The following is a 26,928-nucleotide window of genomic DNA, read 5'->3' on the forward strand; positions in this document are numbered from 1 at the left end:
TCCGTGTGGAATCCCGAACGCCTATAGTGTGCCCATCGCGCACACAACAAGAACGACAGCCCATGCGCCACAAGGAACTCAAAGCCTGGACCGGCGGAGTCGCCCACCTGCTCCCGCTGGCCGCCGGTCGTCCGCGCCTGCTCGGCCTCAGCCAGTGGCTGCAGCAGGTCTGCGCGGTGGATAACTTCGTGCTCTTCGTCTACGAAGGCAACCACCGGCCGCTGGACCTGTTCGACACCTTCCCGGCCGACATCCGCCACGTCTACGTCGAGGACTACCAGGTCGGCCCGTACCTGCTCGATCCCTTCTACCTCGCCTGCACCCGCCACCAGGCTCCCGGCCTGTGGCGCCTGCGCCAGTTCGCGCCGGACCACTTCTACCTGGGCGAGTACTACCAGACCTATTACCAGCAGACCGGCCTGACCGAGGAGATCGCCTTCTTCATCGACCTCGCCGATGGCGCTACCGCCGTGCTCTCGCTGATGCGCAAGACCTCCAGCCCCGCCTACAGCCGCGACGAGATGCAGCTGCTGGAGTGCGCGCGGCCGGTGGTCGAACAGGTGGTGCGCGAGGCCTGGGAACTGCGCCGCGCGCAACCGCGTCCGGCCCAGGACCTGGACTACCAGATCCGCGAGGCCTTCGACCAGTTCGGTGCCCAGCTGCTCACGCCCCGCGAGCAGGAGATCGTCCAGCTGCTGTTGCGCGGCCACTCCAGCGCCTCGGTGGCCGAGCAGCTGGATATCAGCCCCGGCACGGTGAAGATCCACCGCAAGAACATCTACGCCAAGCTCGGCATCGGTAGCCAGTCGGAGCTGCTCGGGCTGTTCATCCGCGAGCTGGCCGGGCGCGATGCTGCGGGTGGGATGCGTGCGGTCGGTTGAGCCGGGCGGCTCTTCGTAGGAGCGAGCTTGCTCGCGAACCCGCCCAGCGCCTGAGCTGCCAGGGAGCCCTGTTCGCGAGCAAGCTCGCTCCTACAGTCATGTAGGGCGAATAACGCGCCAGCGTTATCCGCCGTGCCGTCGCTGGCGGATAACCTGTTCCAGGTTATGCGCCCTACAGTCATCGGAAGCTCCGGGCGCCCATTGTAGGAGCGGGCCATGCCCGCGATCGCGCGCATGGCGCGCTCCTACAGGAAGAGCCAGCGGATACGCACCGGGCGCTCCAATCCCGCCATCTATCCCCCGAGGGATATATACACCCCGAAAGCCCCGTTGCTAGCGTGAGCCCCAACAAGAACGAAAGTGGGAGCGCGCGGTGATGGAGAGCGGTCAGGACTTCGATATCGAATTCCGTAACGTGGTCAAGCGCTACGGCAGCGTGCCGGCGGTCAACGGGCTGAGCTTCAGGGTGAAGCGCGGCGCCTTCCATTCCTTCCTCGGCAGTTCCGGTTGCGGCAAGACCACCACCCTGCGGATGATCGCCGGCTTCGAGCAGCCCAGCGAAGGCGAGGTGCTGCTGGCCAGCAAGGCGGTGGCCGGGGGGCCGGCGCACCAGCGCGCGGTGAACATGGTGTTCCAGCACTACGCGCTGTTCCCGCACCTGACGGTGGCCGAGAACATCGCCTATGGCCTGCGCTACCGCACGCCGCGCCCGGACCGCGCGCAGCAGCGCCGCATGGCCGACGAGGCGCTGGAGATGGTGCGCCTCTCCGGCTTCGGCACGCGCAAGCCCCACGAGCTTTCCGGCGGCCAGCAGCAGCGTGTGGCGCTGGCCCGCGCACTGGTGAACAAACCCACCGTGCTGCTGCTCGACGAGCCGCTGGCCGCACTCGACCGCAAGCTGCGCAAGGAGATGCAGTCGGAGCTGCTGCGTTTGCAGCGTGAGGTCGGCATCACCTTCGTGCTGGTCACCCATGACCAGGAAGAAGCACTGTCGATGAGCGACAGCATCAGCATCATGAAGGACGGCCTGATCATCCAGACCGCCACCCCCGAAGCGCTCTACGAGACGCCGGCGAGCCGCTACGTGGCCGACTTCATCGGCGAATCCAACCTGTTTTCCGGCACCGTGCGCCGCCTCGATTCCGGCCGCGTGGTGCTGGGCACCCCGGCCGGGCTGGAACTGAGCAGCCCGCCGACGCCCACCGGCCCCGCGCTGGCGCCCCAGGCGGAAGGCTGCATCGCCGTGCGCCCGGAGCTGGTCGGCATTGCCGCCGCCGATTCGGACCTGCAGCGCGAAGTGCGCCTGAAGGGCCGCGTCGAAGACCGCATCTATCTGGGCAACCTCACCGAATACCGCGTGCGCACCGACGCCTTCGGCATCGTCTGCGTGCGCGTGCCGCGCAAGGCCGGCGGCGAGGCAGAGGCCTTCGAGCATGGCGCACCGGTGCAGGTCGGCTGGAACCAGGCCAGTGGCCTGGCCATGGCCCTTTGAGTTCGACGATCCAAGCATAACGACAATCAGCAGACAGGCGGGGAGTGACGATGGACAAGAAGAGCTTCATCAAGACGATGCGCAGCTGGGAAAACGGCTCCATCACGCGGCGCGATTTCCTCGGCAGGACCGGCCTCGGGCTGGCGATGGCGGTGGTCGCCGCCAACACGCCCGGCCTGCTGAGCGGCAAGGCCTACGCGGCCGAGGGCAGCAACATCGGTGACCGCCTCGCGCTCGCCACCTGGCCGAACTACCACAGCCAGGAAAACTTCGACGCCTTCGCCAAGGCCACCGGCGCGCGGGTGCAGATGAACGTGTTCGGCTCCAACGAAGAGATGCTCGCCAAGCTGCAGGCCGGCGGCAGTGGCTGGGACGTCTTCGTGCCGACCAACTACACCATCAGCACCTACGTGCAGCTCGGCCTGATCGAACCGCTGGATCTGTCGCGCATCCCCAACTTCGACCCCAAGGCCTTCGAGGAACGCTTCATGGCCCAGGGCACGGTGGACGGCAAGGTCTATGCGGTGCCGAAGAACTGGGGCACCACCGGCATCGTCTACGACGCCAGCCGCGTGAAGGGCAGCCCGGACTCCTGGAAGCAGTTCTGGGACCTGACCCTGACCAGCGCCTCGGGCCGCACCATCGTCCACGACTACCAGCTCACCGCCATCGGCAACGCGCTGAAGTACCATGGCTATAGCTTCAACTCGCTGGACCCCAAGGAGCTGGCCGAAGCCGAGAAGCTGCTGATCCAGGCCAAGCCGCACCTGTTCGCGATCAACTCCGACATCCAGCCCTCGCTGCGCAACGGCGACGCCTGGATGGCCATGGCCTGGACCGGCGACGCCTCGCAGCTGCACCGCGACAACCCGGACATGACCTTCGTGCTGGGCAAGGAAGGCGGCGAAATCTGGAGCGACTTCTTCGCCATTCCCAAGAGTGCCGAGCACCGCGACGCCGCCTACGCGTTCATCAACTACCTGCTCGACCCGCAGCACAACAAGCTGGAGGTGCTCTCCCACGGTTACCCGAGCGGGGACAAGCGCGTCGATGCGCTGCTCTCCAAGGAGATGCTCGACGACCCGATCATGTACCCCGCGGCCGAGCGCCTGTCGCCGCTGGAGTTCGGCGCCGCGGCGACCCTCACCAGCCCGGCGCGCGCCGAACTGATGGCGCGGTTCAAGGCCGCCTGACGGGTTCTTTTCGTAGGAGCGAGCTTGCTCGCGAACAAGTTCCCCGGTAGCTCGGAAGCTGGGCGGGTTCGCGAGCAAGCTCGCTCCTACAGGAGAGGGCCCTGAGCAACTCCTATGCGTAGGGAATCGAACATGAACATCGCTGTCAGCGCTCCGTTGCCGCAGACCCAGGCGACGCCCAGCGCCTCGCGCGCGAAAAGCCTCGGCCGGCGCGTCACGCTCCTGCTGCTGTTGCCGTCCACCCTGTGGTTCCTGCTGCTGCTCCTGATGCCGCTGGTGATCATCCTGGTCTTCAGCTTCGGCGAGCGCAGCGCCGTGGGTGGCTACGGCGGCGGGCTGACGCTGGAGAACTACCTGAACCTCGGCTCCCGCGCCCAGGCCTTCTGGAACACCCTGACCCTGGCGCCGCTGGGCACCCTGGCGTGCCTGCTGGCGGCCTACCCGCTGGCGTACTTCCTGGCGGTGAAGGTGCGGCGCAACAAGTCGCTGCTGCTGACGTTGGTGATCGTGCCGTTCTGGACCAGCTTCCTGATCCGCACCTACGCCTGGATCTTCCTGCTCAGCGGCCGCGGCATCCCGGCGCTGCTGGAAACCTTCGGGATCGCCGACGTGCGCCTGATCAACACGCCCTACGCGGTGCTGATCGGCATCGTCTACGGCTACCTGCCGCTGATGGTGTTCCCCATCTACGTGACCCTGGAGAAGCTCGACAAGCGCCTGCTGGAAGCTTCCGGCGACCTGGGCGCGAGCGCCTTCGAGACGTTCCGCCGGATCACCCTGCCGCTCTCCGCGCCGGGGGTGATCACCGGGGTGATGCTGGTGTTCATCCTGCTCATGGGCGAGTTCCTGATCCCGGCGATCCTCGGCGGCGGCAAGGTGTTCTTCGTCGGCAATGCGCTGGTCGACCTGTTCCTGCAATCGCGCAACTGGGCGTTCGGCAGCGCGGTGGCGATGACCCTGGTGGCGATGATGCTGGTGATCATCGGCGTCTATCTGAAACTCGTGGCCCGCTACGGCGGCTCGCGCAACGACGGGGTGCTCTGACATGTGGCTGCGCAGTTACTCCACCTCGGTCTACCTGTTTCTCTACGCGCCCATCGCGCTGATCATGCTCTTCGCCTTCAACGCAGGGCGCAGCGGGCTGAGCTTCCAGTGCTGCTCGGTGCAGTGGTTCGGCCGCGCCTTCGACAATCCGTTCATCATGGAAGCCCTGGGCAACAGCGCGCTGATCGCCCTCTGCTCGGCGCTCATCGCCACCCTGTTCGGCACCCTCGCAGTGTTCGGCCTGCAGCGCGTCGGCAAGCGCGTGCGCCTGCTGTTCGACGCGCTGACCTACTGCGCGATCATCGTGCCGGGGATCGTCATCGGCATCGCCACGCTGATCGCCTTCATCACCCTGTTCGATGTGCTCAACCCGCTGCTGGCTTTGCTGGACATCGGCCTGCCGAAACTCAACATGGGCTTCGGCACGGTGGTGGCGGCGCACTCGCTGTTCACCATGGCGCTGGTGATGGTGATCGTCCGCACCCGCGTCGAGGCCATGGACAAGTCGCTGCTGGAAGCCTCCGCCGACCTCTACGCCCCGCCCCTGGACACCTTCTGGCGGGTGACCCTGCCGCAGATCGCCCCGGCCATCCTCGCCGGCTTCCTGCTGGCGTTCACCTTCAGCTTCGACGATTTCATCATCGCCTTCTTCGTCGCAGGCTCCGAGACCACGCTGCCGATCTACATCTTCTCGTCGATTCGCCGGGGCATCACGCCGGAGATCAACGCCATCTCCACGGTGATCATCTGCGCCTCGCTGGCGCTGCTGTTCACCTCCCGCTACCTGCAGAACCGCCGCACCGGCGTTCAGGCCGCCTGAGGGCCGCCTTCAAGGAGACTCGAGGATGCGCGACCAGCTCTACATCAACGGGCAGTGGGTCAGGCCGGACCTGGGCGGCCGCTTCACCAGCTTCGACCCGGCCACCGGGCAGCCTCTGCAGGAAGTCCCGGCGGCCACCGAGGAAGACGTCGACCATGCCGTGCGCGCAGCACGTACCGCGTTCAATCGCGGCTGGGGGCAGAGCCGTGGCAGCGAGCGCGCCGAATGGCTGGAGGCGCTGGCCGAGGAGCTTGCGCGCAACCAGGATTCACTGGCCGAACTGGAGGTACGCGACAACGGCAAGCCGTTGCCCGAGGCGCAGTGGGACGTGGCCGACGCCATCGGCTGCTTCCGCTACTACGCCGGGCTGGCGCGGGAACTGGACGAGCGCCAGGACCGGATTCTGCCGCTGCCCGACGAGCGCTTCCGCTGCCGCATCCGCCAGGAGCCGGTGGGCGTGGCGGGGCAGATCATTCCCTGGAACTACCCGCTGCTGATGGCCGCGTGGAAGGTCGCACCGGCCCTGGCGGCGGGCGCCACCTGCGTGCTCAAGCCGTCCGAGCTGACGCCGCTGAGCGCCCTCGAACTGGCCGCCGCGGCAGACGCCGTGGGCCTGCCGGCAGGCGTGCTCAACGTGTTGCCGGGCCTCGGCGCGGAGGCCGGCGGGCCACTGAGCCAGCATCCGGGCGTGGACAAGCTGGCCTTCACCGGCAGCGTGCCGACCGGCTCGCGGATCATGTCGGCGGCGGCCCAGGACATCAAGAACGTCAGCCTGGAGCTGGGCGGCAAGTCGGCCTTCATCGTCTTCGATGACAGCGATGTCGAGGCGGCGGTGGAGTGGATCCTGTTCGGCATCTTCTGGAACCAGGGCCAGGTGTGCAGCGCCACCTCGCGCCTGCTGGTGCAGGAGGGCATCGCCCCGCGGCTGATCGAGCGGCTGGTGGAAGCGACCCGCGCCATCACCATCGGCAACGGTCTCAAGCCGGGCGTGCTGCTCGGCCCGCTGGTGAGCCAGGGGCAGCACGAGAAGGTGCTCGGTTTCATCGACAAGGGCCGCTCTGGCGGTGCTCGGCTGCTCACCGGCGGCAAGCGCCCGGCGGGGCTGGAGGCGGGCTGGTTCCTGGAGCCGGCGATTTTCGACGAGCCGGCCGAGGACGCGCTGATCTGGCGCGAGGAAATCTTCGGCCCGGTGCTCTGCGTGAAGCGCTTCAAGACCGAAGCCGAGGCCCTGCGCCTGGCCAACGACAGCCGCTTCGGCCTGGCTGGCGCGGTGATGTCGGGCGACCCGCAGCGCGCCGCGCGGGTCGCCGACGGGCTGCGTGCGGGGATCGTCTGGGTCAACTGTTCGCAGCCCACCTTCACCCAGGCGCCCTGGGGCGGCATGAAGCACAGCGGCATCGGCCGCGAGCTGGGCGTGTGGGGGCTGGAGAACTACCTGGAGGTGAAGCAGGTGACCGAGTACCTCTCGGATCAGCCTTGGGGGTGGTATCTGAAGGGCTGATGGTTTCCCTGGAAAATTCTCCCCCGAGCTCTCCCTCTCCCTGAAGGGAGAAGGGACCGTTCGGAGTGCTCGGATGCTCCTGATTCAGCCTGCTATCACAGGCTCGTAGGGCGCATAACGCGTCAGCGTTATCCGCCGTCGTGGCAATGGCGGATAACCCGTTCCGGGTTATGCGCCCTACGTACTGGTACCTGAAGTAGCGGCGTCACTGTAGGAGCGAGCTTGCTCGCGAACGAAGGTTGGCCAGGAACAGGGTGCGGCCGGGAGCTCCTTCGCGAGCAAGCTCGCTCCTACAAAAAGCCCAAGTGCGGCGCGCCACTCAATCGAGGTTATGCCCGATCCGCCAGAGCACGCCGCTCGGGTCGTGCAGGGTGAAGTCGCGCATCTTCCACGGCTGGTCTTCCGGCGTCCCGAGGCGCACGCCGTAGCGCTCGGCGAGGCCGGCGTCGCGGACCTTCGCGTACCAGGCGTCGGCGTCCTCCACCAGCAGGTGCAGCATCAGGTTCTCGGCGAATTCCCTGACGTAGTAGTTCTGCAGCAGGAAGGCGCAGTGGTCGCCATGGTGGAAGTAGGCGAGCTCTTCGGAGTTCCACGGCGAGAGGAATCCCAGGTCCTTGTAGAACTGCTGGGACAGCGCGAAATCGCGGGCGGGGACGAAGACTTTCAATTCAACGCTGGCAGTGCTCATGGGCAACCTTCCTGGTTAATACGTGAGCAGGCTTTTTCGACGGCAAGGGAGCAGGCCGCCTCTGGCGGGCGGCTGGCCGCGAGTCTAACTCAGAGCTGGCGCTGCATGTAACGACTGCCGGCGACGCCGGGCAGGGTCGAGGCGCGCTCCAGCTGCACGCAAAAGCCCAGCCGCTCGTAGAGCGCCTGGGCCTTGGGGTTGGCGGTGGAGACATCCAGTGCGGCCATGGGCAGGCCGCTGCTGCGGCCGATCTGCAGGAAGTGGTCGATCAGCTGGCTGCCCAGGCCTTCGCCGCGCAGCGTCGGCGTGACGCCCAGGTGCGCGAGGTACAGGGTCTTGCGTGGCGGCGGGCAGATGATCTTTTCCAGCTGCAGGCCGCGACGGATCACCCCCGCCGAGCCCAGGCCGAAGTAGCCGAAAATCTGCCGTGTCGCCGCGAGCATGTAGCTCAGGTTCACCTCGCCGCCGAACACCGTGCCGGCCGCCACCACCTGGCCGTCCTGCTCGCCGACCCAGTGCTGGCGCCAGCCGAACTGCCCGCCACCCTGGAGGAAGGCGTAGCGCAGGAAGTCCTCGGCGCTGTTGCGCCCGGGGCGGGCGAAGGCGTAGTCGAAGGCGTCCGGGCCGGAGCTGTAGATCAGCGGAACGGCGGCGTCGACATCAGCGGGGCGGGCGCGGCGGAAGGTCAGCGGCATGCAGGCGACTCCTGAGTGGGAGTCGGCAATCTAGCACCATGGTTCCAGAAAAGCAGTGGTCAGCCTTGCGCTTGCAGCCACTGCAATGCGCCGAGCCCGGCTGCGCGACCGCTGGCGAAGCAGGCGGTGAGCAGGTAGCCGCCGGTGGGGGCTTCCCAGTCGAGCATCTCGCCGGCGCAGAACACGCCCGGCAGCGCCTTGAGCATCAGCTGCGCGTCCAGCGCCTCGAAGGTCACGCCGCCGGCGCTGCTGATGGCTTCGTCCAGCGGGCGGGGGCGCACCACGGTCAGCGGCAGTGCCTTGATCAGCTGGGCGAGGCGCTGCGGGTCGGCGTAGTCGGCGGCTGTGGACAACTCGCGCAACAGCCCGGCGCGCACGCCGTCCAGCCCGAGACGACCGCGCAGGTGGTTGGCCATGGACTTGGAGCCGCGCGGCTGGGCCACGGCCTTGGCGACCTGCTCCAGGCTGCGGTTGGGCAGCAGGTCCAGGTGCACGGTGGCGCTGCCACTCTGTGCGATGCGTTCGCGGATGCCGGCGGACAGTGCATAGACCAGGCTGCCCTCGATGCCGCCGGCGGTGACCACGAATTCGCCCTGGCGCGGCGTGCCGCCGTCCAGCGAGAGCGCCACCGGTTTGACCGGCACTCCGGCGAACTTGTCGCGGAAGAACTCGCTCCAGCCGGCCACCTCGAAGCCGCAGTTGGCCGGGCGCAACGGCGAGACATCCACCGCGCGGTCGGTCAGCAGCGGTACCCAGGCGCCGTCCGAACCCAGGCGTTGCCAGCTGCCGCCGCCGAGGGCCAGTACGGTGGCGTCGGCGTTCAGGCGGCGCTGGCCTTCCGGCCCTTCGATCAGCAGCGCGCCATTGGCGTCCCAGCCCAGCCAGCGGTGGCGGGTGTGGATAACTACGCCGGATTCGCGCAGGCGCTTGAGCCAGGCGCGCAGCAGCGGCGCGGCCTTCATGTCGGTGGGGAAGACGCGGCCGGAGCTGCCGACGAAGGTCTCGATGCCGAGCTCGTGAATCCACGTGCACAAGGCCTGGTTGTCGAAGGCGTCGATCAGTGGCGCGAGGGTCTGTGCACGCTGGCCGTAGCGCGACAGGAACGGCTCGCGCGCCTCGGAGTGGGTGATGTTCATGCCGCCGACGCCGGCCAGCAGGAACTTGCGCCCGACCGAGGGCATGGCGTCGAACAGCTCCACCTTTACGCCGGCGCTGGCCAGGACTTCGGCCGCCATCAGGCCGGCAGGACCGCCGCCGATGACGAGGGCGGTACGGGAAGCGAGCGGGCGGGAATCGGTCATGCAGAAGGCCAGGCGAAGGAGGGCGGGAAGGGGCGCAATTCTAGCGCAGCGCTGCTCCACGGCGGTTGCTCATTTTTCGCTCAGTACCCGCAAAGGCTTGCGCCGTGGGCGCGCCAGCGGTTTCCCCGCAGCTTATCCACAGGCCGCTCCACAGTTGTCGTGGAAAAGGCCAGCGGTCGGTCGAGGCGCTCCGCCGCTTGAAGGGCGGGTGTTACGAGAATTCCTACAGGGGATCGGGATTGCGCCGATGTTGGCACTTTTGTGAATCCATCAGCATGCGGGCCTCTTGCAACCTTGGTCCGACTGTCGATGAAAGTCCGTGATTACCTTCGCTCCCACGAGGCCCACCTATGGGTGGAGGGCAGCGACACCCGCGTCCGGGTGAATGGCCTCGATATTGTCATCCGCAGCCTCCCCAGCGAGGAGATCCGCGCCCTGCTCAACGAGGCGACGGCACATATGGTGGTGCGACTGAACAAGAACCTGCAGGGTTCGAAGGTGAAGTTCGAACAGCGTGTGCTCGAGTTGCTGTCGATACAGATCGCGCTGCACAACCTCTACGTGTTCACCAACTGGAGCCGCCTGTTGCCGCGCTATCTTCAGTTCGCCGGGCCGCTGCGCGCCCAGGAGCTGCTGCAGCACCACGTTCCCGAGCAGGTGATGCGCTTCTGCGAGAAGCACTACGAGGCGGAAGCCCGCCCGCGAGCGGCGGCGCTTCTGAATTTCTCCGCGCAGGAGCTGGCGCGCTGGGAACAGCAACGCCTGCCGATACGAATGGACACCAACAACTCGCGTTACCGCTCCAGCTGAAACTCGCGCGCTACCCGCGCGGCGCTGTGGTGCAGGATGCCGTGACGCCGGGCCAGCGCGTGGCGGTCCTTGTCGTAGCCACCGCCGATCACACCCACCACCGGGATGTCGCCGGACAGGCAGCGGCGGATGACGTGTTCGTCGCGCGCCGCCAGTCCCGCGTCGGTGAGTTGCAGATAGCCCAGGGCATCGTCCTTGTGCACGTCCACGCCGGCGTCGTAGAGCACGATGTCCGGTTGATACAGGGGTAGCAGGTAGTCCAGCGCCTCCTGTACCACCTTCAGGTACTCCGCGTCCCCCAGGTGCAGCGGCAGGGGAATGTCCCAGTCGCTCTGCGCCTTGCGCGCAGGGAAGTTCTTCTCGCAGTGCAAGGACACCGTCACTGCATCCGGCACGTTTTCCAGGATACGCGCGGTGCCGTCGCCCTGGTGCACGTCGCAGTCGAAGATCAGCACACGGTTGGCCTTGCCGCTTTCCAGCAGGTACAGGCTGATCACCGCCAGGTCGTTGAAGATGCAGAAGCCCGAGGCATGGTCGTGGTGCGCGTGATGCGTGCCGCCGGCGAGATGGCAGGCCAGGCCGTGTTTGAGCGCCAGCTCCGCGCTGAGCAGCGAGCCGCCCACCGCACGCACCGTTCGCCGTGCCAGCGCTTGTGTCCAGGGCAGGCCCAGGCGGCGCAGTTCCTCGCGGCTCATCTCGCCGCTGCAATAGCGCTCGATGTAGTCGCGGTCGTGGGCCAGGGCGAGGATGTCCGGTGGGCAGAGTTCCGGACGCAGCAACTGTTCGTCCCTGACCAGCGCGCTGTCCACCAGGTGGTCGCGCAGCAGGCGGAATTTCTCCATGGGGAAGCGATGGTTGTCCGGGAAGGGCGGACTGTAGTCGTCGTGGTAGACCAGGGGCAGCGGCATGGCGTCGGCGGATCGGGAATGTGCTGCACAGGGTACGTCGGCGCAGCGCGCAGACGAAAGGGCCGGCATTGCGCCGGCCCTTGCCGTTATCAGCCTTCGTTGGAGAGGGCGGTGTCGCGTCGCGCGCTGCGGCTGGTGGCCACTGACACCGACCACAGCATGAAGCCGCCGATGGCCAGCAGGCTGCCGACCCAGCCCGGCGAGGTCCAGCCGTAGCCGGCCGCCAGGGCCAGGCCGCCGAGGTACGGGCCCAGCGCATTGGCGAAGTTGAAGGCCGAGTGGTTCAGCGCCGCGGCCAGGCCCTGGGCGTCTTCGGCGACGTCCATCAGGCGGGTCTGCAGCACGGTGCCCAGGGCGCCGCCGAAGCCGACGAAGAACACGCAGATCGAGATGGCCCAGATGTTCCCCGCGGTGAACGGGAAGATCGCCAGCACCACCGCACTCCAAACCAGCAGGCCGCCGGCGGTGGGCATCACGGCGCGGTCGGCGAGTACCGGGATGAACAGGTTACCCAGGGTCATGCCGATGCCGAACACCGCCAGGATCAGCGGCACGATGCTCGGCGATACGTGGGTCACCGCGCCGAGGATGTCGGCCAGGTAGGTGTACACCGCGAACAGTCCGCCGAAGCCGATGGCACCGATACCCAGGGTCAGCCAGACCTGGCCGCGCTTGAGTGCACCCAGTTCGCGCAGCGGGCTGGAGTCCGGCTCGGCGGGCGAGTAGGGCGCCAGCAGGCGCACGCAGATCATGGTCAGCACGCCGAGTGCGGCCACCAGCGCGAAGCTCCAGCGCCAGCCCACGGCCTGGCTCAGCCAGTTGGCCAGCGGCACGCCGATGATGGTGGCGACGGTGAGGCCGAGGAACATCCGCCCAACCGCCACGGTGCGCCGGTGCGGCGGCACGATGGAGGCGGCGACCAGCGCGGCGATGCCGAAGTAGGCGCCGTGGGGCAGGCCGCTGATGAAGCGGAACAGCAGCATCCAGTGGTAGGTCGGCGCCAGGGCGCTGAGGCCGTTGCCGACGGCGAACAGCGCCATCAGCAGCACCAGCAGGGTACGCCGAGGCAGGCGCGCGCCGAGCACCGCCAGCAGCGGCGCCCCGACCACCACGCCCAGGGCATAGGCGCTGATCACGTGGCCGGCGGTCGGGGCATCGATGCCCAGCGCCGGGGCGAAGTAGGGCAGCAGGCTCATGGTGGCGAATTCGGTGGTGCCGATGGCGAAGCCGCCGACAGCCAAAGCGAAAAGCACCAGGGCCGTACTGCGTTGCAGTCCGGTGGTGGAGGTCGTCATTGGGGGTTCCTTGGTCTTTTTTGCGGTGCGCCATGGCGGCGCGGCTGTCTGCGTAAGCACGGTCAAGGCAGTGACCGACAGCGAAGGTAGGAGAAAAATACCAGATGAAGGCCCCACTGTGCTGAATCGATTGCGCCTCGTCTGACGGAGTGCGTCCTACAGGCCCGTCGCCGGGTATCATGGTGACCTCTGATGAGCCGTGATGATTCCCATGGATTTTCCCAGCCTGACCACCGAGCGCCTGTTGCTGCGACCGTGGCGCCATGACGACCTGGCGCCCTTCGCTGCGCTGAATGCCGACGCCGAGGTGATGCGCCATTTCCCCGCCTGCATGAATCGCGAGGAAAGCGACCTGCTGGCCGCACGCATTCTCAAACACTTCGACGAGCACGGTTTCGGCCAGTGGATAGTCGAGCGTCGCGAGGAGGGTGCCTTCATCGGCGTGCTCGGCCTGCAGCGGGTGTCCTTCGACGCTCCGTTCACCCCGGCGGTGGAAATCGGCTGGCGCTTCAATACGGCCTACTGGCGCCAGGGCTATGCCCTGGAAGCGGCCCGTGCGGTGCTGGGGTTTGCCTTCGAGCAGTTGCAGCTGGAGGAGGTGGTTGCCTTCACCGTGCCGGCCAACCTGCCGTCCCGGGGGCTGATGCAGCGCCTGGGCATGCAGCATGACGAGGCCGGCGACTTCGAGCACCCGCGCCTGCCCGAAGGCCATGCCCTGCGTCAGCACGTGCTCTACCGGATTGCGCGGCCATGACGCCGGCCGAGGGCGTGCGCGCCTATCACCAACTGAGCAGCCACCGCCCGGAGCGTTTCGCCCCCGGCCCCGGCCAGCTCGACTGGGCGACCCAGCCGGCGGCCTTCCGCCGCTATTCCGGCGCGCGCTGCATCGAGCTGCTGCACCGGCCGCAGGAAGAGTCGCCGGGTTATGACGAGGTGTTCGCCGGCCCCCTCGGCGCGCCCGCCCCGCTGAACCTCGCCAGCCTCTCGCAGCTGCTCTACGACAGCCTGGCCATTTCGGCCTGGAAGGAGGCGGGCGGCAATCGCTGGGCGCTGCGCGTCAACCCGTCGAGCGGCAACCTGCACCCGACCGAGGCCTATCTGCTGCTGCCCTCCGGTGCTGTGGATAACCCCGCATTGCTGGCGCACTACAGCGCCGACGAACATCTGCTGGAGGTGCGCGCCGAGCTGCCCGCACCGCTGGCCGCACAACTCGGCGATGCGCTTCCCGCCGGTGGCTTCCTGCTGGCGCTGGCGAGCATTCCCTGGCGCGAGGCCTGGAAATACGGCGAGCGCGCCTACCGCTACTGCAATCACGATCTCGGCCACGCGCTGGCCTGTCTGGGCATCGCCGCGGCGATCCAGGGTTGGGAAGTGCGCCTGCTGCGCGGCATCGCCGAAGCGCAACTGGATACGCTGATCGGCCTCGACAGTGAAGGCTTCAGCGAGCATGAGTTCGCCGATGCGCTGCTGTGGATCGGCCCGGCTCAGCCCGCCGAATTCCCGCTGCCCGACACGTTGCTCAAGGGCCTCGCCGAGCTACCGCTGGCCGGCACGCCCAATCGTCTCTCTCGCGAGTATCGCCACTGGCCGGAGCTGGAGCGGGTACACCGGTTGAGTCGCGCGCCCGCGCTGGCGACCCGTGACTGGAGCACAGCGTCAACCGAGGTGGCTGTGGACAACCCCGGCCTGCCGCTGCGCCCGATCCTGCATCGCCGACGCAGCGCGCAGTCCATGGACGGCCGCAGCGGCATTCACGCCGAGCTGCTGTATGCCTGGCTGCGCCGCCTGATGCCGGAGCGCTCGCCGGTCCCCTTCGCCTGCAGCGGCGAGCCGGTGCGCATCGACCTGCTGCTGTTCGTCCATCGCGTCCAGGGACTTGACCCGGGCTTGTACTGGCTGGGGCGCAGCGGCCGCGAGCCGGGCGGGCTGCGCGCGGATTACCTGTGGCAACCGGTGGAGGAGAGCGGCGTGCCGCTGTACCGCCTGCTGTCCGGCGACGCACGCGGGCTGTCGGCGTTCCTCTCCTGCGGGCAGGACATCGCCAGCGACGGCTGCGTCGCCTTCGCCATGCTCGCCGACCTCGACGCTGCGCTGGCCGAGGGCGCCTGGACCTATCCGCGCCTGTACTGGGAGGCCGGCCAGATCGGCCAGCTGCTCTACCTGGAAGCCGAAGCGGCGGGCCTGTCGGGCACCGGCATCGGCTGCTATTTCGACCCGGCGCTGGACGAATTGCTCGGCGGCGGTCCGGACTGCCCGGTCAGCCTCTATCATTTCACCATCGGCCGCGCCGTGTGGGACGAACGCCTCAGCAGCCTTCCCGCTTATCCGTCGCCACGCCGACTCCCACTTCAGCAAGACCGCAATTGAGGAAACAACGCGCATGACCCAGATCCTGGACAACCTGGTGGCTCTGCTGAGCCTGGAACAGATCGAAGAGAACCTGTTCCGCGGCACGAGCCAGGACCTCGGGTTCCGCCAGCTGTACGGCGGGCAAGTGCTCGGCCAGGCACTGTCGGCGGCCAGCCAGACCGTCGAGCCGGAGCGCCACGTGCACTCGATGCACGGCTACTTCCTGCGCCCGGGCGATGCCAGCATGCCGGTCGTCTACCAGGTCGACCGCGTGCGTGACGGCGGTACCTTCAGCACCCGCCGCGTCACCGCGATCCAGAAGGGCCAGCCGATCTTCGCCCTGAGCACCTCGTTCCAGACCGACGAGGAAGGCTTCGAGCACCAGATCGCCATGCCCGACGTGGTCGGCCCGGAGAACCTGCCGACCGATCAGGAGCTGAAGAAGCGCAGCGCCGCGCAGTTCCCCGAGCGCATCCGCGACAAGCTGCTCTATCCCAAGCCCATCGAAATCCGCCCGGTGACCGAGAACGACCCGTACGACCCGGAGATCGGCGAGCCGATCAAGTACCTCTGGCTGCGCGCCGACGGCAAGCTGCCGGACATCCCGGCACTGCACAAGTACATCCTCGCCTACGCCTCGGACTTCGGCTTCCTCACCACCTCGCTGCTGCCCCACGGCCGCTCGGTGTGGCAGAAGGACATGCAGGTCGCCACCATCGATCATTCCGTGTGGTTCCACCGCGACCTGCGCGCGGACGAGTGGCTGCTCTACGCCATCGACAGCCCCTGGGCCGGCAACGGCCGTGGCTTCGTGCGCGGCAGCATCTTCAACCGCGACGGCCAGCTGGTCGCTTCCTCGACCCAGGAAGGCCTGATCCGCCGCCGCGAGGACTGGGCATGAGCCCAGTCATGGCGCTGGATGAAATCCGCCACTGGGTGTTCGACATGGACGGCACCCTGACCCTGGCGGTGCATGATTTTCCGGCGATCAAGCGGGCCCTGGGGATTCCCCAGGAACACGACATCCTCAGCCACCTGGCCGCGCTGCCCGAGGACGAGGCTGCGGCCAAACATGCCTGGCTGCTGGAGCACGAGCGCGAGCTGGCGGTAGCTTCCAGGGCCGCACCGGGCGCCGTGGAACTGGTGCGTGCACTGCACGGTGCCGGCCACCGCCTGGGCATCCTCACTCGCAATGCCCACGAGCTGGCGCTGATTACCCTGGCCGCGATTGGCATTGGCGACTGCTTCCTCACCGAGGATGTGCTCGGCCGTGGCGAGGCCGATCCCAAGCCCAGCCCGGACGGCCTGCTGCGCCTTGCCGCGCGCTGGGACGTGGCGCCGCAGCAGATGCTGATGGTCGGCGACTACCGCTTCGATCTCGACTGTGCCCGCGCAGCCGGCGCCCACAGTGCGCTGGTGAACCTCGCGGAGAATCCCTGGCCGGAGCTGACCAACTGGCACGCGCAGGACTGCGCGGAGCTGGGGCGGATGGCGGGGGTTCTGGGCTGAGCCCATTCCCACACCGATGACCGGGCGGGCGTAGGGCGCATAACGCGCCAGCGTTATCCGCCGTCGGAACTGACGGCGGATAACCTGTTCCAGGTTATGCGCCCTACGAAACTTCGGGTGCAGGGAGCCTCGAACGTAGGATGGGTGGAGCCTAGGCGATACCCATGCGGTCGGTGCAAGGGCCGATGGGTATCGATGCGCTCCACACCATCCTACGAAGAGCCATTCGGCTCGGGCGTGACTTACAGCTCCGGCGTCCAGGTCACCGCCAGCAGCGCGGTGCGGCCGGGTTCCTGGTAGGGGCGGGCTTCGCCGAAGTAGTCGCTGGGGCTGGTCGGGCGCAGGTAGTCGCCCAGGGTGTAGTTGCGGTCCAGGGCGTTATCCAGCTTCAGGTCGAAGCGAATTTCATCACTGGCCAGCCAGCTGGTGCGCAGGTCGAGCACGCCGTAGCCGGACAGCTCGCGGGTGTTGGCCGCGTCGTCGTAGCGCTGGCTGACCGCGCGCCAGGTGCCGCCGACGCCGACGACACCGAACTGGCGGTCCAGGTCCAGGCTCAGGGTGCGCCGCGCGCGGTACGGCAGGGTGTGGCCGGTGTCGCGGTCGCGCGGGTCGATCAGGCTCAGGCCGAGGGCGGCCTGCCAGCCCAGCACGTCACGGGCGACGCTGGCCTCGAAGCCGTTGATGCGCGCCTTGTTGATGTTCTCCGGCTGGTTGCTGGTGCTGTCCCAGGCGATCAGGTCGTCGATCTCGGTTCGGTACAGCGAGGCCTCCAGGTGCGTGCCGGAGAAGTCGCCGCGCCATTGCAGCTCGTAGGTTTTCGAGGTCTCGGCTTTCAGGTCCGGGTTGCTCGCGCCGGGGTAGTAGAGGTCGCTGAAGGTCGGCGCGCGGAAGCCTTCGCCATAGCTGGCGATCCAGGTCTGGCTGTCGCCCACCGGCAGGCTGAAGGCGGCGTTCCAGCTGTTCTGGCTGCCGTAGGCCTGGTTGTTGTCGTGGCGCACGCCCAGCTCGGTGCCGAAGCTGTCGCCCTTGAAGCTGTGCTGGGCGAAGAAGGCGCGATTGCTGCGCTGGTCGTCGGCGAAATCGGTGCTGCCATCGACCTTGTCTTCGTACCAGTCGGCGCCCAGCGCCAGCTGGTTGGCGGCGTCCAGCTGCAGGCGGTTGATCCAGCTCGCGGAATGGCGGGTGGTTTCCAGGGTGCCGTTGTTCCAGCTGTCGGCGGCGCCCACGGCCTTGTTGCGATCGAAGCTGCGGCCCAGTTCCAGGCGGCTGTTCCACATCCGGGTGATCTGGCCGTCGAGGTAGGCGCTGTAGCTGCTGACGCGGAATTCGTCCTGCGGGCGGCCGGGCTCGAAGTTGTAGGCGTCGTCGTATTCGTTCTTACCGCGCTGGTCGTTGAGGTTCAGGCCGGCCTTCCAGTCTTCGCTGAAATGGTGGTCCAGGTTCAGGTGCACGGCCTTGTTGCGCTGGGCGTCGTCGTCGCTGTCGGCGCCGACGTTGTCGCTGGTGCGGTCCCAGCCCTGGCTTTCGTCGAGGCTGCCACCGAGGTTGTAGCGGGTCTGCCCGTCGCCGCCGGAGAGGTTCAGGCTGCGCTCGAAGGTGCCGTGGCTGCCGGCGGCCAGGCGCACTTCGGGGTGCAGGCCGGCTTCACCGCGGCGGGTGAAGATCTGGATCACCCCGCCAATGGCGTCGGCGCCATACAGCGCGGAGCGCGGGCCGCGGGTCACCTCCACGCGCTCGATGCTGTCGATGCTCAGGTAGTCCAGGCGGGCGATGCCGCTGCTGGCCGAAGCGATGCGCTGGCCGTCGACCAGCACCAGGGTCTGCGCGGTGCTGGCGCCGCGTACGGAGTACGAAACCACGCCGCCGGAGCTGCCCATCTGCACGCCGGGCACGCGGGCGAGCAGGGCAGGCACGCTGCGCACTTGCAGGCGCTCGATGTCGGCGCGGGTGAATACGCTGTTGGCCGAGGTGGCCTCGTTGCGCGGCTGGGCCTGGCGGGCGGAGGTGATCACCTGGTCGGAGAGCGTGTAGATGTCGCCAGTGGCGAAGGCCATGCCGGGCAGCAGGCTGGTGGCCAGGGCGAGTCGGGTCAGTTTCATGGAGCGTCCTCAAAAGCGGTCGGATGACTTTCGAGGAGGGCGTGACAAGGGCGGCAGGCCGCACTTGACGGTGCGGCCCTCCGCAACACCTGTCGGGGCGTGTCGAGGGCGGTCTCCGGGCTGCCGACGTCACATCGCCGCCTTCCCACAATCGTGCAGTGGCTCATGGCGATGCTGCACTCCCGCAGGGAGTGCGTCGGTTACCGTTGCGGGGGCAGCGCAGGTTTTTCACCTGCTTCCCGTTACCTCGAACGAAAACGGGGCGAACCATACGGCCAAGGTGCTCGGCGGGCAAGAGCGCGGCCGATCAATGGTGGCCTTCCTGCACGCCCGGCTCGTTGCCTGTGCCATCCAGCAACTCAGCTGCCAGAAGCCTCCCGCGCCGATCAGGAGCTGCGACGAAATCTCTCATCCGTCGCGCGGCCAGGTGGTCAGGGGCGTTGTCGTTCGCTACCGGCAGTGCGGCCGGAAGATTTGCCGATTTTTGATAGGGTCGCTTTGCCCCCGATGGTTAGCCTTCTGGTCATGAACGAGAGGGCCGCGATATGACCACAGAGCGAATCATTCAGGAGTTTGTGCCGGGCAAGCAGGTGACCCTGGCGCACCTGATCGCGCATCCCCAGGAGGAGCTGTCGAGCAAGATCGGCGTTCCCGGGGCCGAGGCCATCGGCATCATGACCCTCACGCCGGGCGAGACCGCGATGATCGCCGGTGACTTCGCGACCAAGGCCGCCAACGTGCAGATCGGCTTTCTCGATCGCTTCAGCGGCGCGCTGGTCCTCTACGGCAGTGTCGGTGCGGTGGAGGAGGCCCTGGAGCGTACCTGCGCTTCTCTTGGCCGTCTGCTTGCCTACACCATTTGCCCGGTGACCAGGAGTTGAGCATGCGCACGCAACGCTATGCCCTGGTCGGTGGCGTGGGTGCCGGCAAGACCACGCTGTTCAACGCCCTGCGCGGTCGCAAGGAAACCCCGCGCAAGACCCAGGCGCTGGACTTCGACCTGTGCGGTGCGCTGGACACTCCCGGCGAGTTCATCAGTCACCCGCGGCTGTATCGGGCGTTGATCACCAGTACCGACAACGTCGACACCCTGGTCTACGTGCATCCGGCCAACGAGCGCGAATGCCGCCTGCCACCGGGCCTGCTGGATATCCATTCGGGCAAGCGCCTGGTGGGTGTGATCAGCAAGTGCGACCTGGACGATGCCGACCCCGAGGCGATCGAGCGCCTGCTGCGCAGTCATGGCATTCGCGGCGACATCCTGCGCATTGCCCAGGACGACCCTACCAGTATCGAGCGTCTGCGCCAGGTGTTGCACGGACGCGCTCCGCTTGAGGAAGAGTGCCCATGAAAAAGCTGATTACCGCCGGCTCCGTCCGCGAGGCGATTGCCGCCGGCCAACGCACCCTGGAAGTCGAGCTGCCCCGCTGCATCCTGACGCCCGAGGCGCGCATGATCGCCGAAGAGGCAGGGCTGGAGATCATCGAGCGCGTCGCCGGCGCAGCAGTGCAGTCTGCTGCCTGCGTCACGGTGAAAAACGTCGAGGACCACGAAGGTTCCACGGCGGCCAATGAAGACCACATCACCGCCATTCGCGCCGCGGTGCTGGCGCAGCTTCCAGCTGGTGCCGATGCGGCGCTGGTGGAGCAACTGGTGCGCAAGGCGGCCCAGGCCGGCGGCATGAGCGACGCTGCGACGCAGGCCGGTTTCGAATCGCGCACCGGTGCCGGCGGGATCAAGCTGGTGAAGGGCGACAGCGTGCGTTTCGGCTTGCTGGATGGCGTTGAGGGGGGCTGCCAGATCGGCATCACCGATGTGGTGGGCACGGCCGACGGCAGCAGCATGGGGGCCGGCTTCATGCAGTGGGAGAACGCCTTCTTCCCCTGGACGCTGAATTACGACGAGGTCGATCTGGTACTCGAGGGCGAGCTGCATATCCGCCAGAACGGCGAGACCCTGGTGGGCAGAGCAGGCGATGTGCTGTTCATCCCCAAGGGCAGCAGCATCGAGTTCGGCACCCCGACCCGTGTGCGCTTCCTTTATGTGGCCTGGCCCGCCAACTGGCAGGAGCAGTGAGCTCATGAGCGCCTTCATCACCGAAACCTGGCTGCGCGAGCGGCACAGCCTGAGCGAGGGCACGGAGCTGCGGCTGCCGGCCAACGCACGGCTGACGCCGGCAGCCCGCACGCTGATCGAGTCGCGGCGGTTGACGGTGAAGTACCACGATGAGCAGGGCCGCCTGTACCGGGAAAGCGAGGAGGGTGAGGTTGCCACGCTGGAGCCGGTGCATGGTCTGACCGGCAGCAGCGAGAAGCTCGTCGCCTGCTGCCAGCTGTGCCACCAGCCCGCCGCGCGCAAGCCTGAAGGCATGACACATCTGAATGCCCACGAGCTGGTCGCGAAAAACGATCCGCGCCTGCGCTTGCGCGCCCAGCTCGATGCGGCCATCGCCCAGGCGGTGTGGTTGCAGGTGGAGTTGCGCGAGCCGGGTGAGCTGGCGCTGTGGCTCGCTGATATCCGTTCGGTGCTCGGCCAGGTGATGCGCGCCGATGTACTCGGCGAGCCTCTTGCGGGCTTCGCAATCGGCGGGCTCGACGATGAGGCGCTGCACCGGATTTCCCATGCGCCGCTGAAGTATCTGGGCCATGACCACCTGGTACCGGAGGTGGCCCACGGGCGCACCGGCGCACTGCTCAATCTGCTGCGCGCCAAGGTGCGCGAGGTGGAGGTGACGGCTGCCGAGGTGTTCATGGGCGTCGGCTACCAGTTGCAGCGCAAGGATCTGCTGCATGGACTCAACCGGCTATCGAGCGCGTTGTACGTAGCCATGCTGCTCAGCGTCCTGCACGGCCGCGGTCAGCCCTGGCCCAGTCATGAAGCGCTGCTGCAGCGCCTGCAAGGAGACCGGCCATGAGCCTGCTCGACGAATGCCGCCAGGCTGCCCGGCGCAATCCGCCACGGGTGGTTTTCCCCGACGGCCTGGACCGCCGTGCCATCGAGGCGGCGCAGTATCTCAAGCGTGAGGGCCTGGCCGAGCCGCTGCTGCTGGGCAATCCCTTCGCCCTGCGCAGCTACTGTCTGGAGCACAGCGTGCGCCTGGGTGATGTATCACTGATCGACCCGTGCCACTCGCCCTGGGCCCAGCCTTTCGCCGAGTCACTGCTGCAACGTCAGCCGAAGCTGACCCTGGAGCAGGCGCAAGAGTCGCTGCGCTCGCCGCTGTGGTTCGGCGCGGCGATGCTCGAGGCCGGGCATGCCGACCTGTGCATCGCCGGCAACCTCAGTTCCACCGCCGATGTGCTGCGCGCCGGTTTGCGGGTGATCGGCCTGGAGCCGGGCAACCGCACGCTGTCTTCGGTGTTCTTCATGCTCCCGCCCGATGGCGGCCAGCCCCTGGCATTCGCCGACTGCGGTGTGGTGCCGCGGCCGACGGTGGAGCAGCTGGCGGATATCGCGATCAGCTCGGCCGCCAGTTTCGAACGGGTCACCGGACGGCCGGCGCGGGTGGCGATGCTTTCCTTCTCCAGCCATGGCAGCGCCCGCCACGCTGACGCCGATGCCGTGCGCGAGGCCTGTGCCCTGGTGCGTGAGCGAGCGCCGCAATTGTGCGTGGACGGCGAGCTGCAGTTCGACGCCGCCTTCGTTCCGGATGTTGCTGCCCTGAAGGTTCCCGGCAGCCCGCTGGGTGGCGCGGCCAATGTGTTCGTCTTCCCCAGTCTTGAGGCCGGCAACATCGGCTACAAGATCGCCCAGCGCCTGGGTGGCTACAGCGCCATCGGGCCGATGCTGCAGGGCATGCGTGCACCGCTGCATGACCTGTCCCGCGGTTGCAGCCGCGAGGAAATGATTCAGACGGTTCTGCTCGCCGCAAAGATGGGCGGTGGAACCAGGGCTGTGGACCGCGTCGCGTAATCGATCGGTCCGAGCCATACGGTGGCCCCCGCCGTCCGGGGGCGAGTCGAGTGGTCAGCCACTCGGATGCAGTCCCGCAAGGGCGAAAGTTCGAGGAGTGAGTGATGGAAGCGTTAGGCATGATTGAAACCAAGGGCCTGGTGGCGCTGATCGAAGCGTCCGATGCCATGGTCAAGGCCGCCCGCGTCAAGCTGGTGGGCGTCAAGCAGATTGGTGGTGGCCTGGTCACCGCGATGGTGCGTGGCGACGTCGCCGCCTGCAAGGCCGCCACCGATGCCGGCGCCGCCGCTGCGCAGCGTGTCGGCGAGGTGGTCTCGGTACAGGTGATTCCGCGTCCGCATTCGGACCTGGAAGAAGTCTTCCCGATCAAGCTGTCCGGCGGATCGCTGGACTGATGGCCCGCGAGCGCGGTGTATCCAACGTGTTGGTGCACGGCGCTGCGTGAACGCAGGTTGATCCCGTCGCACCGGAGCCGCGCATGCCATGCATGGCGGCCCCGGCCGGCGACCGGGCAAGGAAGGACGCAATGAAACTGGCAATGGTGGTGGGACAGGTGGTCTGCACCGTCCGGCATCCGGGGTTGGGACTGGAGCGCTTGCTGCTGGTGCAGGGCCTCGACGCGAAGGGCCGACCCGAAGGGGAACGCCTGGTTGCCAGCGATGCCATCGGCGCCGGCAACGGCGAATGGGTTCTCCTGGCCAGCGGCAGTTCCGCGCGCCAGGCCAGCAGCGAAACACGCGCCCCCATCGACCTGTGCGTGATCGGCATCGTCGACGAGACGGTGCTCGATGGCGAGGTGTTCTACCGCAAGTGAGTGCGCCCAGGCGGCGCACCTGAATTTTCGAATCGGACTCTCCGCTGGCCGCGTCCAGCCGGAGCGGACCGGCTCATCCTGAATTTGAGTGAGGCACGACGTGGATATCAACCCGCAGGAAATCGAACAGGTGGTCAAGGCGGTGCTCGCCTCCATAGGGGCGACCTCCACGGCCGCTGCATCCTCCGCGCCGGGCGCCAGCTGCGCGCCGGGCGTGTTCGTCGAACTCGACGATGCGGTGGCAGCTGCCCGCGAGGCGCAGAAGGCACTGTGCTCGGTCTCCATGCGCGATCGCGCTGTGGCTGCCATCCGCATGGCCGGCGAGCGACATGCCCGTGAGCTGGCGGAAATGGCCGTGGCGGAAACCGGCATGGGGCGGGTCGAGGACAAGCTCGCCAAGAACATCGCCCAGGCTCGCCACACTCCCGGTAGTGAGTGCCTGCAGGCGCAGGTGCTGACCGGTGATCGTGGCCTGACCCTGATCGAGAATGCCGCCTGGGGTGTGATCGCCTCGGTGACGCCATCGACCAACCCGGCGGCCACCGTGATCAACAACGCCATCAGCATGATCGCTGCCGGCAACAGCGTGGTGTTCGCCCCGCACCCGGCGGCCAGGCGTGTTTCCCAGCGCACTGTCAGCCTGCTAAACGAGGCGATGGTCGAGGCTGGCGTCCCGGCCAACCTGATCACCACCGTGCAGACTCCGGATATTGAAACCGCGCAGCGCCTGTTCCGCTATCCCGGCATCGGTCTGCTGGTGGTCACCGGCGGCGAAGCCGTGGTCGAAGCCGCTCGCAAGCACACCGACAAGCGTCTGATCGCCGCTGGCGCCGGCAACCCGCCGGTGGTGGTGGACGAGACCGCCGACCTGGCCCGCGCCGGTCGTGACATCGTTTACGGCGCCTCCTTCGACAACAACATCATCTGTGCCGACGAGAAGGTGCTGATCGCGGTGGAGGGCATCGCCGACCGCCTCAAGGCGGAGATGCTCAAGCATCACGCCGTCGAGCTGACGGCTGCGCAGGCCGCGCAACTGCTGCCGATCCTGCTGCCGAAGATCGATGCCCGGGGCCGTGGTTCGGTAGCGCGCGACTGGGTGGGGCGCGATGCGGCGAAGATCGCTGCTGCCATCGGCCTCGAGGTGCCTGCCGACACGCGGCTGCTGCTGGTGGAAACCAGCGCCGAGCACCCCTTCGCTGTCACTGAACTGATGATGCCGGTGCTGCCCCTGGTGCGCGCGGCCAACGTCGAGCGCGCCATCGAGCTGGCGGTGCAACTTGAAGGTGGCTGCCACCACACGGCGGCCATGCATTCGCGCAACCTCGACAACCTCGACCGCATGGCCAACGCCATGGACACCAGCATCTTCGTCAAGAACGGACCGTGCATCGCCGGCCTGGGCTTCGGCGGCGAAGGCTGGACCACCATGACCATCACCACGCCGACCGGCGAGGGCGTGACCTCGGCGCGCACTTTCGTGCGCCTGCGCCGCTGCGTCATGGTCGACCACCTGCGGATCGTCTGAGGCGGCCATGCAACGCGACCTGCAGCACTGGCTGCTACCCCGCCTCCAGAGTGCCGCCTGCTACCTGGCGGAGCCTGAGGCGGCGCTCATCGATGACGGTCCGCTGACCCTGGGCATCGACCTGGGCACCTGCGACCTGGTGTCCATGGTGCTCGATGCCCAGGGCCGGCCGGTCGCCGTGCGCCTGGACTGGGCGGACGTGGTGCGCGATGGCGTGGTCTGGGATTTCTTCGGCGCGGTGAACATCGTCCGCCGGCAGCTGGACAGCCTCCAGCAGCAGCTGGGGGTGCGCTTCACCCAGGCGGCGACGTCCTATCCGCCGGGCACCGAGCCGCGAATTTCGATCAACGTGCTGGAGGCCGCGGGCCTGGACGTCAGTTGCGTGATCGACGAGCCCTCCGCGGTGGCCAGCATGCTGCGGCTCAAAAGCGCCGCCGTGGTCGACATCGGTGGCGGCACCACCGGAGTCGCGGTGGTGCGTGACGGCCGGGTGATCTACAGCGGCGACGAGCCCACGGGCGGCCACCACGTCAGCCTGGTGCTGGCCGGGCACCTGGGCGTACCGCTGGAAGAGGCCGAGCGGCAGAAACGGGTCAACGGAGCGCAGCTCTGGCCGCTGGTGCGGCCGGTGTTCGACAAGATGACCGACATCGTCCGCCAGCACCTGCGTGGCCACGCGGTCGAGGAGATCTACCTGTCCGGCGGTTCCTGCTGCCTGCCCGGCGTGCAGTCGCTGTTCGCCGCCGCCTTCCCCGAACAACGCGTGCTGCTGCCGGCGCCGCCGCTGTTCACCACGCCTTTGGCCATCGCCAGTTGCGGCCTGCGGGCCGCGCAAGGAATCTCCCCATGACTAGCGCCATGAATCGGCAGGATGTTGGCCGGGTAATCTACCGCGCTCTGGACATGCTCAACGCCCGTGCGGTGCGCGAGTTCCGCGTTCCGCCCAGCACCTTCATCGGTCCGGGGGCCACGGTGCGCGCGGGCGAAGCTATCCACGCCTGCGGCATCGGCCGGGTGTTCGTGATGGTCGACGCGCTGCTGCATGAGCTGGCGCTCGATCAGGGTCTGTTCCGCTCGCTGGAAGATGCCGGCGTGGCCTACGAGTGTCTGGTCTATCCCGGCGGCGAGCCACACAGCGAGACGGTGGAGGCCGCCGGCCGGCAATTGCTCGAAGCGGCCTGTGACGGTGTGCTGGCCTTCGGCGGCGGCTCGGTGCTGGACGCCGCCAAGGTGACCGCCATGCTCGCCGCCAACCCTGACTGCACTGTGCAGAGTCTCGGCGCGGATGCTCGCCCCCTGCGTCGCCGCATGCCGCTGATCGCAGTGCCGACCACCGCCGGTACCGGTTCGGAAGCGACCAACGTGGCAGTCATCACCGACAGCGTCCGTCGGGTGAAACAGGTACTGCTGCACACCGACCTGATCCCCGATCTGGCGATCATCGACGCCTGCCTGACTCTGGGCGTACCGCCGGCGGTGACCGCCACCACCGGTATCGATGCGCTGACCCATGCCGTGGAAGCCTACGTTTCGCCCAGTGCCACGCCGCTGACTCAGGGCCTGGCCCTGCGCGCCGTGGCCCTGATCGGCGAGGCGCTGCCGCTGGCCGTGGGGCAGGGCGCCAATGTCGGCGCCCGCGAGTCGATGATGCTCGCCTCCTACATGGCCGGGATGGCCTTCTCCAATTCCGGGCTGGGACTGTGCCACGCCAGTGCCCATCCACTAGGCGCGCGCTACGGCATCCCCCATGGGCAGGCCAACGCGCTGATGCTGCCGGCAGTCATGCGCTTCAACCAGCTGGTGTGCAAGCGCGCCTACGCCGAGATCGGCCACGCCTTGACCCGCCGCGAGCTGGATGCCGGCGAGAGCGTCGCGGCGGTGCAGCAGTTGATCGATGAGGTGGGTGCGGGGCGTCCGCTGCCGTCGTTCGGTGTGCTGCGCGAGGACTTCGCCGCCCTCGCCGATGTGGCCCTGCAGGACGCCTGCCTGGCCGGTAACCCGCGCACCGCCACGGCCCAACAGATCATCGGCATCTACCAGGATGCCTGGCAGCGCTGAGTCGGCTGCCACAAGGAATCAAGAGTCATTCAGG

Annotated in this window: 27 protein-coding genes and 1 riboswitch; of the genes, 21 read left to right on the top strand and 6 right to left on the bottom strand. The window is 67.6% G+C overall.

Annotation, left to right across the window (positions count from 1 at the left end; genetic code table 11):
* Positions 1 to 62: 62 nt before the first annotated feature.
* From J2T47_RS16920 to J2T47_RS16945, 6 genes are all read left to right on the top strand, one after another.
* On the top strand, positions 63 to 881 hold the full coding sequence (locus tag J2T47_RS16920; RefSeq protein ID WP_253449077.1) for a helix-turn-helix transcriptional regulator: 819 nt from the start codon (positions 63 to 65) through the stop codon (positions 879 to 881).
* A 376-nt stretch (positions 882 to 1,257) separates the two neighbouring features.
* Positions 1,258 to 2,373, top strand: a complete 1,116-nt coding sequence (locus J2T47_RS16925; protein WP_253449080.1) for an ABC transporter ATP-binding protein — start codon at positions 1,258 to 1,260, stop codon at positions 2,371 to 2,373.
* 50 nt (positions 2,374 to 2,423) lie between these two features.
* Positions 2,424 to 3,566 (top strand): ABC transporter substrate-binding protein, encoded by a 1,143-nt coding sequence (locus J2T47_RS16930; protein ID WP_253449083.1) that lies wholly within the window; start codon positions 2,424 to 2,426, stop codon positions 3,564 to 3,566.
* Between the two features lie 132 nt (positions 3,567 to 3,698).
* Positions 3,699 to 4,610 carry an ABC transporter permease gene (locus tag J2T47_RS16935; protein ID WP_081517209.1) on the top strand — a complete coding sequence of 304 codons (912 nt, stop codon included), beginning with the start codon at positions 3,699 to 3,701 and terminating at the stop codon, positions 4,608 to 4,610.
* Between the two features lies 1 nt (position 4,611).
* Entirely contained in the window at positions 4,612 to 5,430 is an 819-nt protein-coding gene (locus tag J2T47_RS16940) for an ABC transporter permease (RefSeq protein ID WP_138212064.1), read from the top strand.
* Positions 5,431 to 5,455: 25 nt separating this feature from the next.
* The gene (locus tag J2T47_RS16945; protein WP_253449086.1) at positions 5,456 to 6,931 is read left to right on the top strand and encodes an aldehyde dehydrogenase family protein; all 1,476 of its coding nucleotides are present in this window, start codon (positions 5,456 to 5,458) and stop codon (positions 6,929 to 6,931) included.
* Between the two features lie 319 nt (positions 6,932 to 7,250).
* Here the strand turns inward: J2T47_RS16945 and J2T47_RS16950 are convergent, their stop codons facing one another.
* The 3 genes from J2T47_RS16950 to J2T47_RS16960 form a co-directional block, all read right to left on the bottom strand.
* Positions 7,251 to 7,619: a VOC family protein gene (locus tag J2T47_RS16950; protein ID WP_253449089.1), complete on the bottom strand. Its 369-nt coding sequence runs from the start codon at positions 7,617 to 7,619 to the stop codon at positions 7,251 to 7,253.
* An 89-nt stretch (positions 7,620 to 7,708) separates the two neighbouring features.
* A complete protein-coding gene (locus J2T47_RS16955; protein ID WP_253449092.1) occupies positions 7,709 to 8,314 on the bottom strand; it encodes a GNAT family N-acetyltransferase in 606 nt (201 codons plus the stop codon).
* 59 nt (positions 8,315 to 8,373) lie between these two features.
* Positions 8,374 to 9,615 (bottom strand): TIGR03862 family flavoprotein, encoded by a 1,242-nt coding sequence (locus tag J2T47_RS16960; protein ID WP_253449095.1) that lies wholly within the window; start codon positions 9,613 to 9,615, stop codon positions 8,374 to 8,376.
* Positions 9,616 to 9,924: 309 nt separating this feature from the next.
* Between J2T47_RS16960 and J2T47_RS16965 the strand changes: the two genes are divergently transcribed.
* Positions 9,925 to 10,425, top strand: a complete 501-nt coding sequence (locus tag J2T47_RS16965) for a hypothetical protein (RefSeq protein ID WP_253449098.1) — start codon at positions 9,925 to 9,927, stop codon at positions 10,423 to 10,425.
* On the opposite strand, the gene J2T47_RS16970 is transcribed toward J2T47_RS16965, so the two are convergent.
* Together J2T47_RS16970 and J2T47_RS16975 are read right to left on the bottom strand one after the other, a co-directional pair.
* The gene (locus J2T47_RS16970; RefSeq protein WP_253449101.1) at positions 10,410 to 11,333 is read right to left on the bottom strand and encodes a histone deacetylase family protein; all 924 of its coding nucleotides are present in this window, start codon (positions 11,331 to 11,333) and stop codon (positions 10,410 to 10,412) included. The genes J2T47_RS16965 and J2T47_RS16970 overlap by 16 nt on opposite strands.
* A gap of 89 nt (positions 11,334 to 11,422) precedes the next feature.
* Entirely contained in the window at positions 11,423 to 12,628 is a 1,206-nt protein-coding gene (locus J2T47_RS16975) for an MFS transporter (RefSeq protein ID WP_253449104.1), read from the bottom strand.
* Between the two features lie 211 nt (positions 12,629 to 12,839).
* Here J2T47_RS16975 and J2T47_RS16980 point away from each other — a divergent pair, with 211 nt between their 5' ends.
* Genes J2T47_RS16980 through J2T47_RS16995 form a run of 4 tightly spaced genes read left to right on the top strand, consistent with a single transcriptional unit; the run spans position 12,840 to position 16,486 of the window.
* Positions 12,840 to 13,382 (top strand): GNAT family N-acetyltransferase, encoded by a 543-nt coding sequence (locus J2T47_RS16980; RefSeq protein ID WP_253449106.1) that lies wholly within the window; start codon positions 12,840 to 12,842, stop codon positions 13,380 to 13,382.
* Positions 13,379 to 14,995 carry a nitroreductase family protein gene (locus J2T47_RS16985; protein ID WP_253449109.1) on the top strand — a complete coding sequence of 539 codons (1,617 nt, stop codon included), beginning with the start codon at positions 13,379 to 13,381 and terminating at the stop codon, positions 14,993 to 14,995. The genes J2T47_RS16980 and J2T47_RS16985 overlap by 4 nt, the downstream gene beginning before the upstream one ends.
* Before the next feature lie 13 nt (positions 14,996 to 15,008).
* The gene (gene tesB / locus J2T47_RS16990; protein ID WP_253449112.1) at positions 15,009 to 15,878 is read left to right on the top strand and encodes an acyl-CoA thioesterase II; all 870 of its coding nucleotides are present in this window, start codon (positions 15,009 to 15,011) and stop codon (positions 15,876 to 15,878) included.
* A gap of 8 nt (positions 15,879 to 15,886) precedes the next feature.
* A complete protein-coding gene (locus J2T47_RS16995; protein WP_253449662.1) occupies positions 15,887 to 16,486 on the top strand; it encodes an HAD family hydrolase in 600 nt (199 codons plus the stop codon).
* A gap of 242 nt (positions 16,487 to 16,728) precedes the next feature.
* On the opposite strand, the gene J2T47_RS17000 is transcribed toward J2T47_RS16995, so the two are convergent.
* The gene (locus J2T47_RS17000) at positions 16,729 to 18,585 is read right to left on the bottom strand and encodes a TonB-dependent receptor domain-containing protein (RefSeq protein ID WP_253449115.1); all 1,857 of its coding nucleotides are present in this window, start codon (positions 18,583 to 18,585) and stop codon (positions 16,729 to 16,731) included.
* A gap of 89 nt (positions 18,586 to 18,674) precedes the next feature.
* Positions 18,675 to 18,870: riboswitch (cobalamin riboswitch) on the bottom strand.
* 260 nt (positions 18,871 to 19,130) lie between these two features.
* Between J2T47_RS17000 and eutS the strand changes: the two genes are divergently transcribed.
* From eutS to J2T47_RS17050, 10 genes are all read left to right on the top strand, one after another.
* Entirely contained in the window at positions 19,131 to 19,466 is a 336-nt protein-coding gene (eutS, locus tag J2T47_RS17005) for an ethanolamine utilization microcompartment protein EutS (RefSeq protein ID WP_253449118.1), read from the top strand.
* 2 nt (positions 19,467 to 19,468) lie between these two features.
* Positions 19,469 to 19,936 (top strand): EutP/PduV family microcompartment system protein, encoded by a 468-nt coding sequence (locus J2T47_RS17010; RefSeq protein WP_253449121.1) that lies wholly within the window; start codon positions 19,469 to 19,471, stop codon positions 19,934 to 19,936.
* On the top strand, positions 19,933 to 20,661 hold the full coding sequence (gene eutQ, locus J2T47_RS17015; protein ID WP_253449124.1) for an ethanolamine utilization acetate kinase EutQ: 729 nt from the start codon (positions 19,933 to 19,935) through the stop codon (positions 20,659 to 20,661). The genes J2T47_RS17010 and eutQ overlap by 4 nt, the downstream gene beginning before the upstream one ends.
* A gap of 4 nt (positions 20,662 to 20,665) precedes the next feature.
* Entirely contained in the window at positions 20,666 to 21,499 is an 834-nt protein-coding gene (gene eutT / locus J2T47_RS17020; RefSeq protein WP_253449127.1) for an ethanolamine utilization cob(I)yrinic acid a,c-diamide adenosyltransferase EutT, read from the top strand.
* The gene (gene pta, locus J2T47_RS17025) at positions 21,496 to 22,497 is read left to right on the top strand and encodes a phosphate acetyltransferase (protein ID WP_253449130.1); all 1,002 of its coding nucleotides are present in this window, start codon (positions 21,496 to 21,498) and stop codon (positions 22,495 to 22,497) included. The genes eutT and pta overlap by 4 nt, the downstream gene beginning before the upstream one ends.
* 104 nt (positions 22,498 to 22,601) lie before the next feature.
* On the top strand, positions 22,602 to 22,892 hold the full coding sequence (eutM, locus tag J2T47_RS17030) for an ethanolamine utilization microcompartment protein EutM (protein WP_253449133.1): 291 nt from the start codon (positions 22,602 to 22,604) through the stop codon (positions 22,890 to 22,892).
* Positions 22,893 to 23,023: 131 nt separating this feature from the next.
* The gene (gene eutN, locus J2T47_RS17035; protein WP_253449136.1) at positions 23,024 to 23,311 is read left to right on the top strand and encodes an ethanolamine utilization microcompartment protein EutN; all 288 of its coding nucleotides are present in this window, start codon (positions 23,024 to 23,026) and stop codon (positions 23,309 to 23,311) included.
* 100 nt (positions 23,312 to 23,411) lie between these two features.
* Positions 23,412 to 24,836 carry an aldehyde dehydrogenase family protein gene (locus tag J2T47_RS17040; RefSeq protein ID WP_253449139.1) on the top strand — a complete coding sequence of 475 codons (1,425 nt, stop codon included), beginning with the start codon at positions 23,412 to 23,414 and terminating at the stop codon, positions 24,834 to 24,836.
* Positions 24,837 to 24,843: 7 nt separating this feature from the next.
* Positions 24,844 to 25,686, top strand: a complete 843-nt coding sequence (gene eutJ, locus J2T47_RS17045) for an ethanolamine utilization protein EutJ (protein ID WP_253449142.1) — start codon at positions 24,844 to 24,846, stop codon at positions 25,684 to 25,686.
* Positions 25,683 to 26,894 (top strand): iron-containing alcohol dehydrogenase family protein, encoded by a 1,212-nt coding sequence (locus tag J2T47_RS17050; RefSeq protein ID WP_253449145.1) that lies wholly within the window; start codon positions 25,683 to 25,685, stop codon positions 26,892 to 26,894. Before eutJ ends, J2T47_RS17050 begins: the two co-directional genes overlap by 4 nt.
* Positions 26,895 to 26,928 lie beyond the last annotated feature (34 nt).

This window comes from Pseudomonas nitroreducens, assembly GCF_024170165.1.
Taxonomy (GTDB): domain Bacteria; phylum Pseudomonadota; class Gammaproteobacteria; order Pseudomonadales; family Pseudomonadaceae; genus Pseudomonas; species Pseudomonas nitroreducens_C.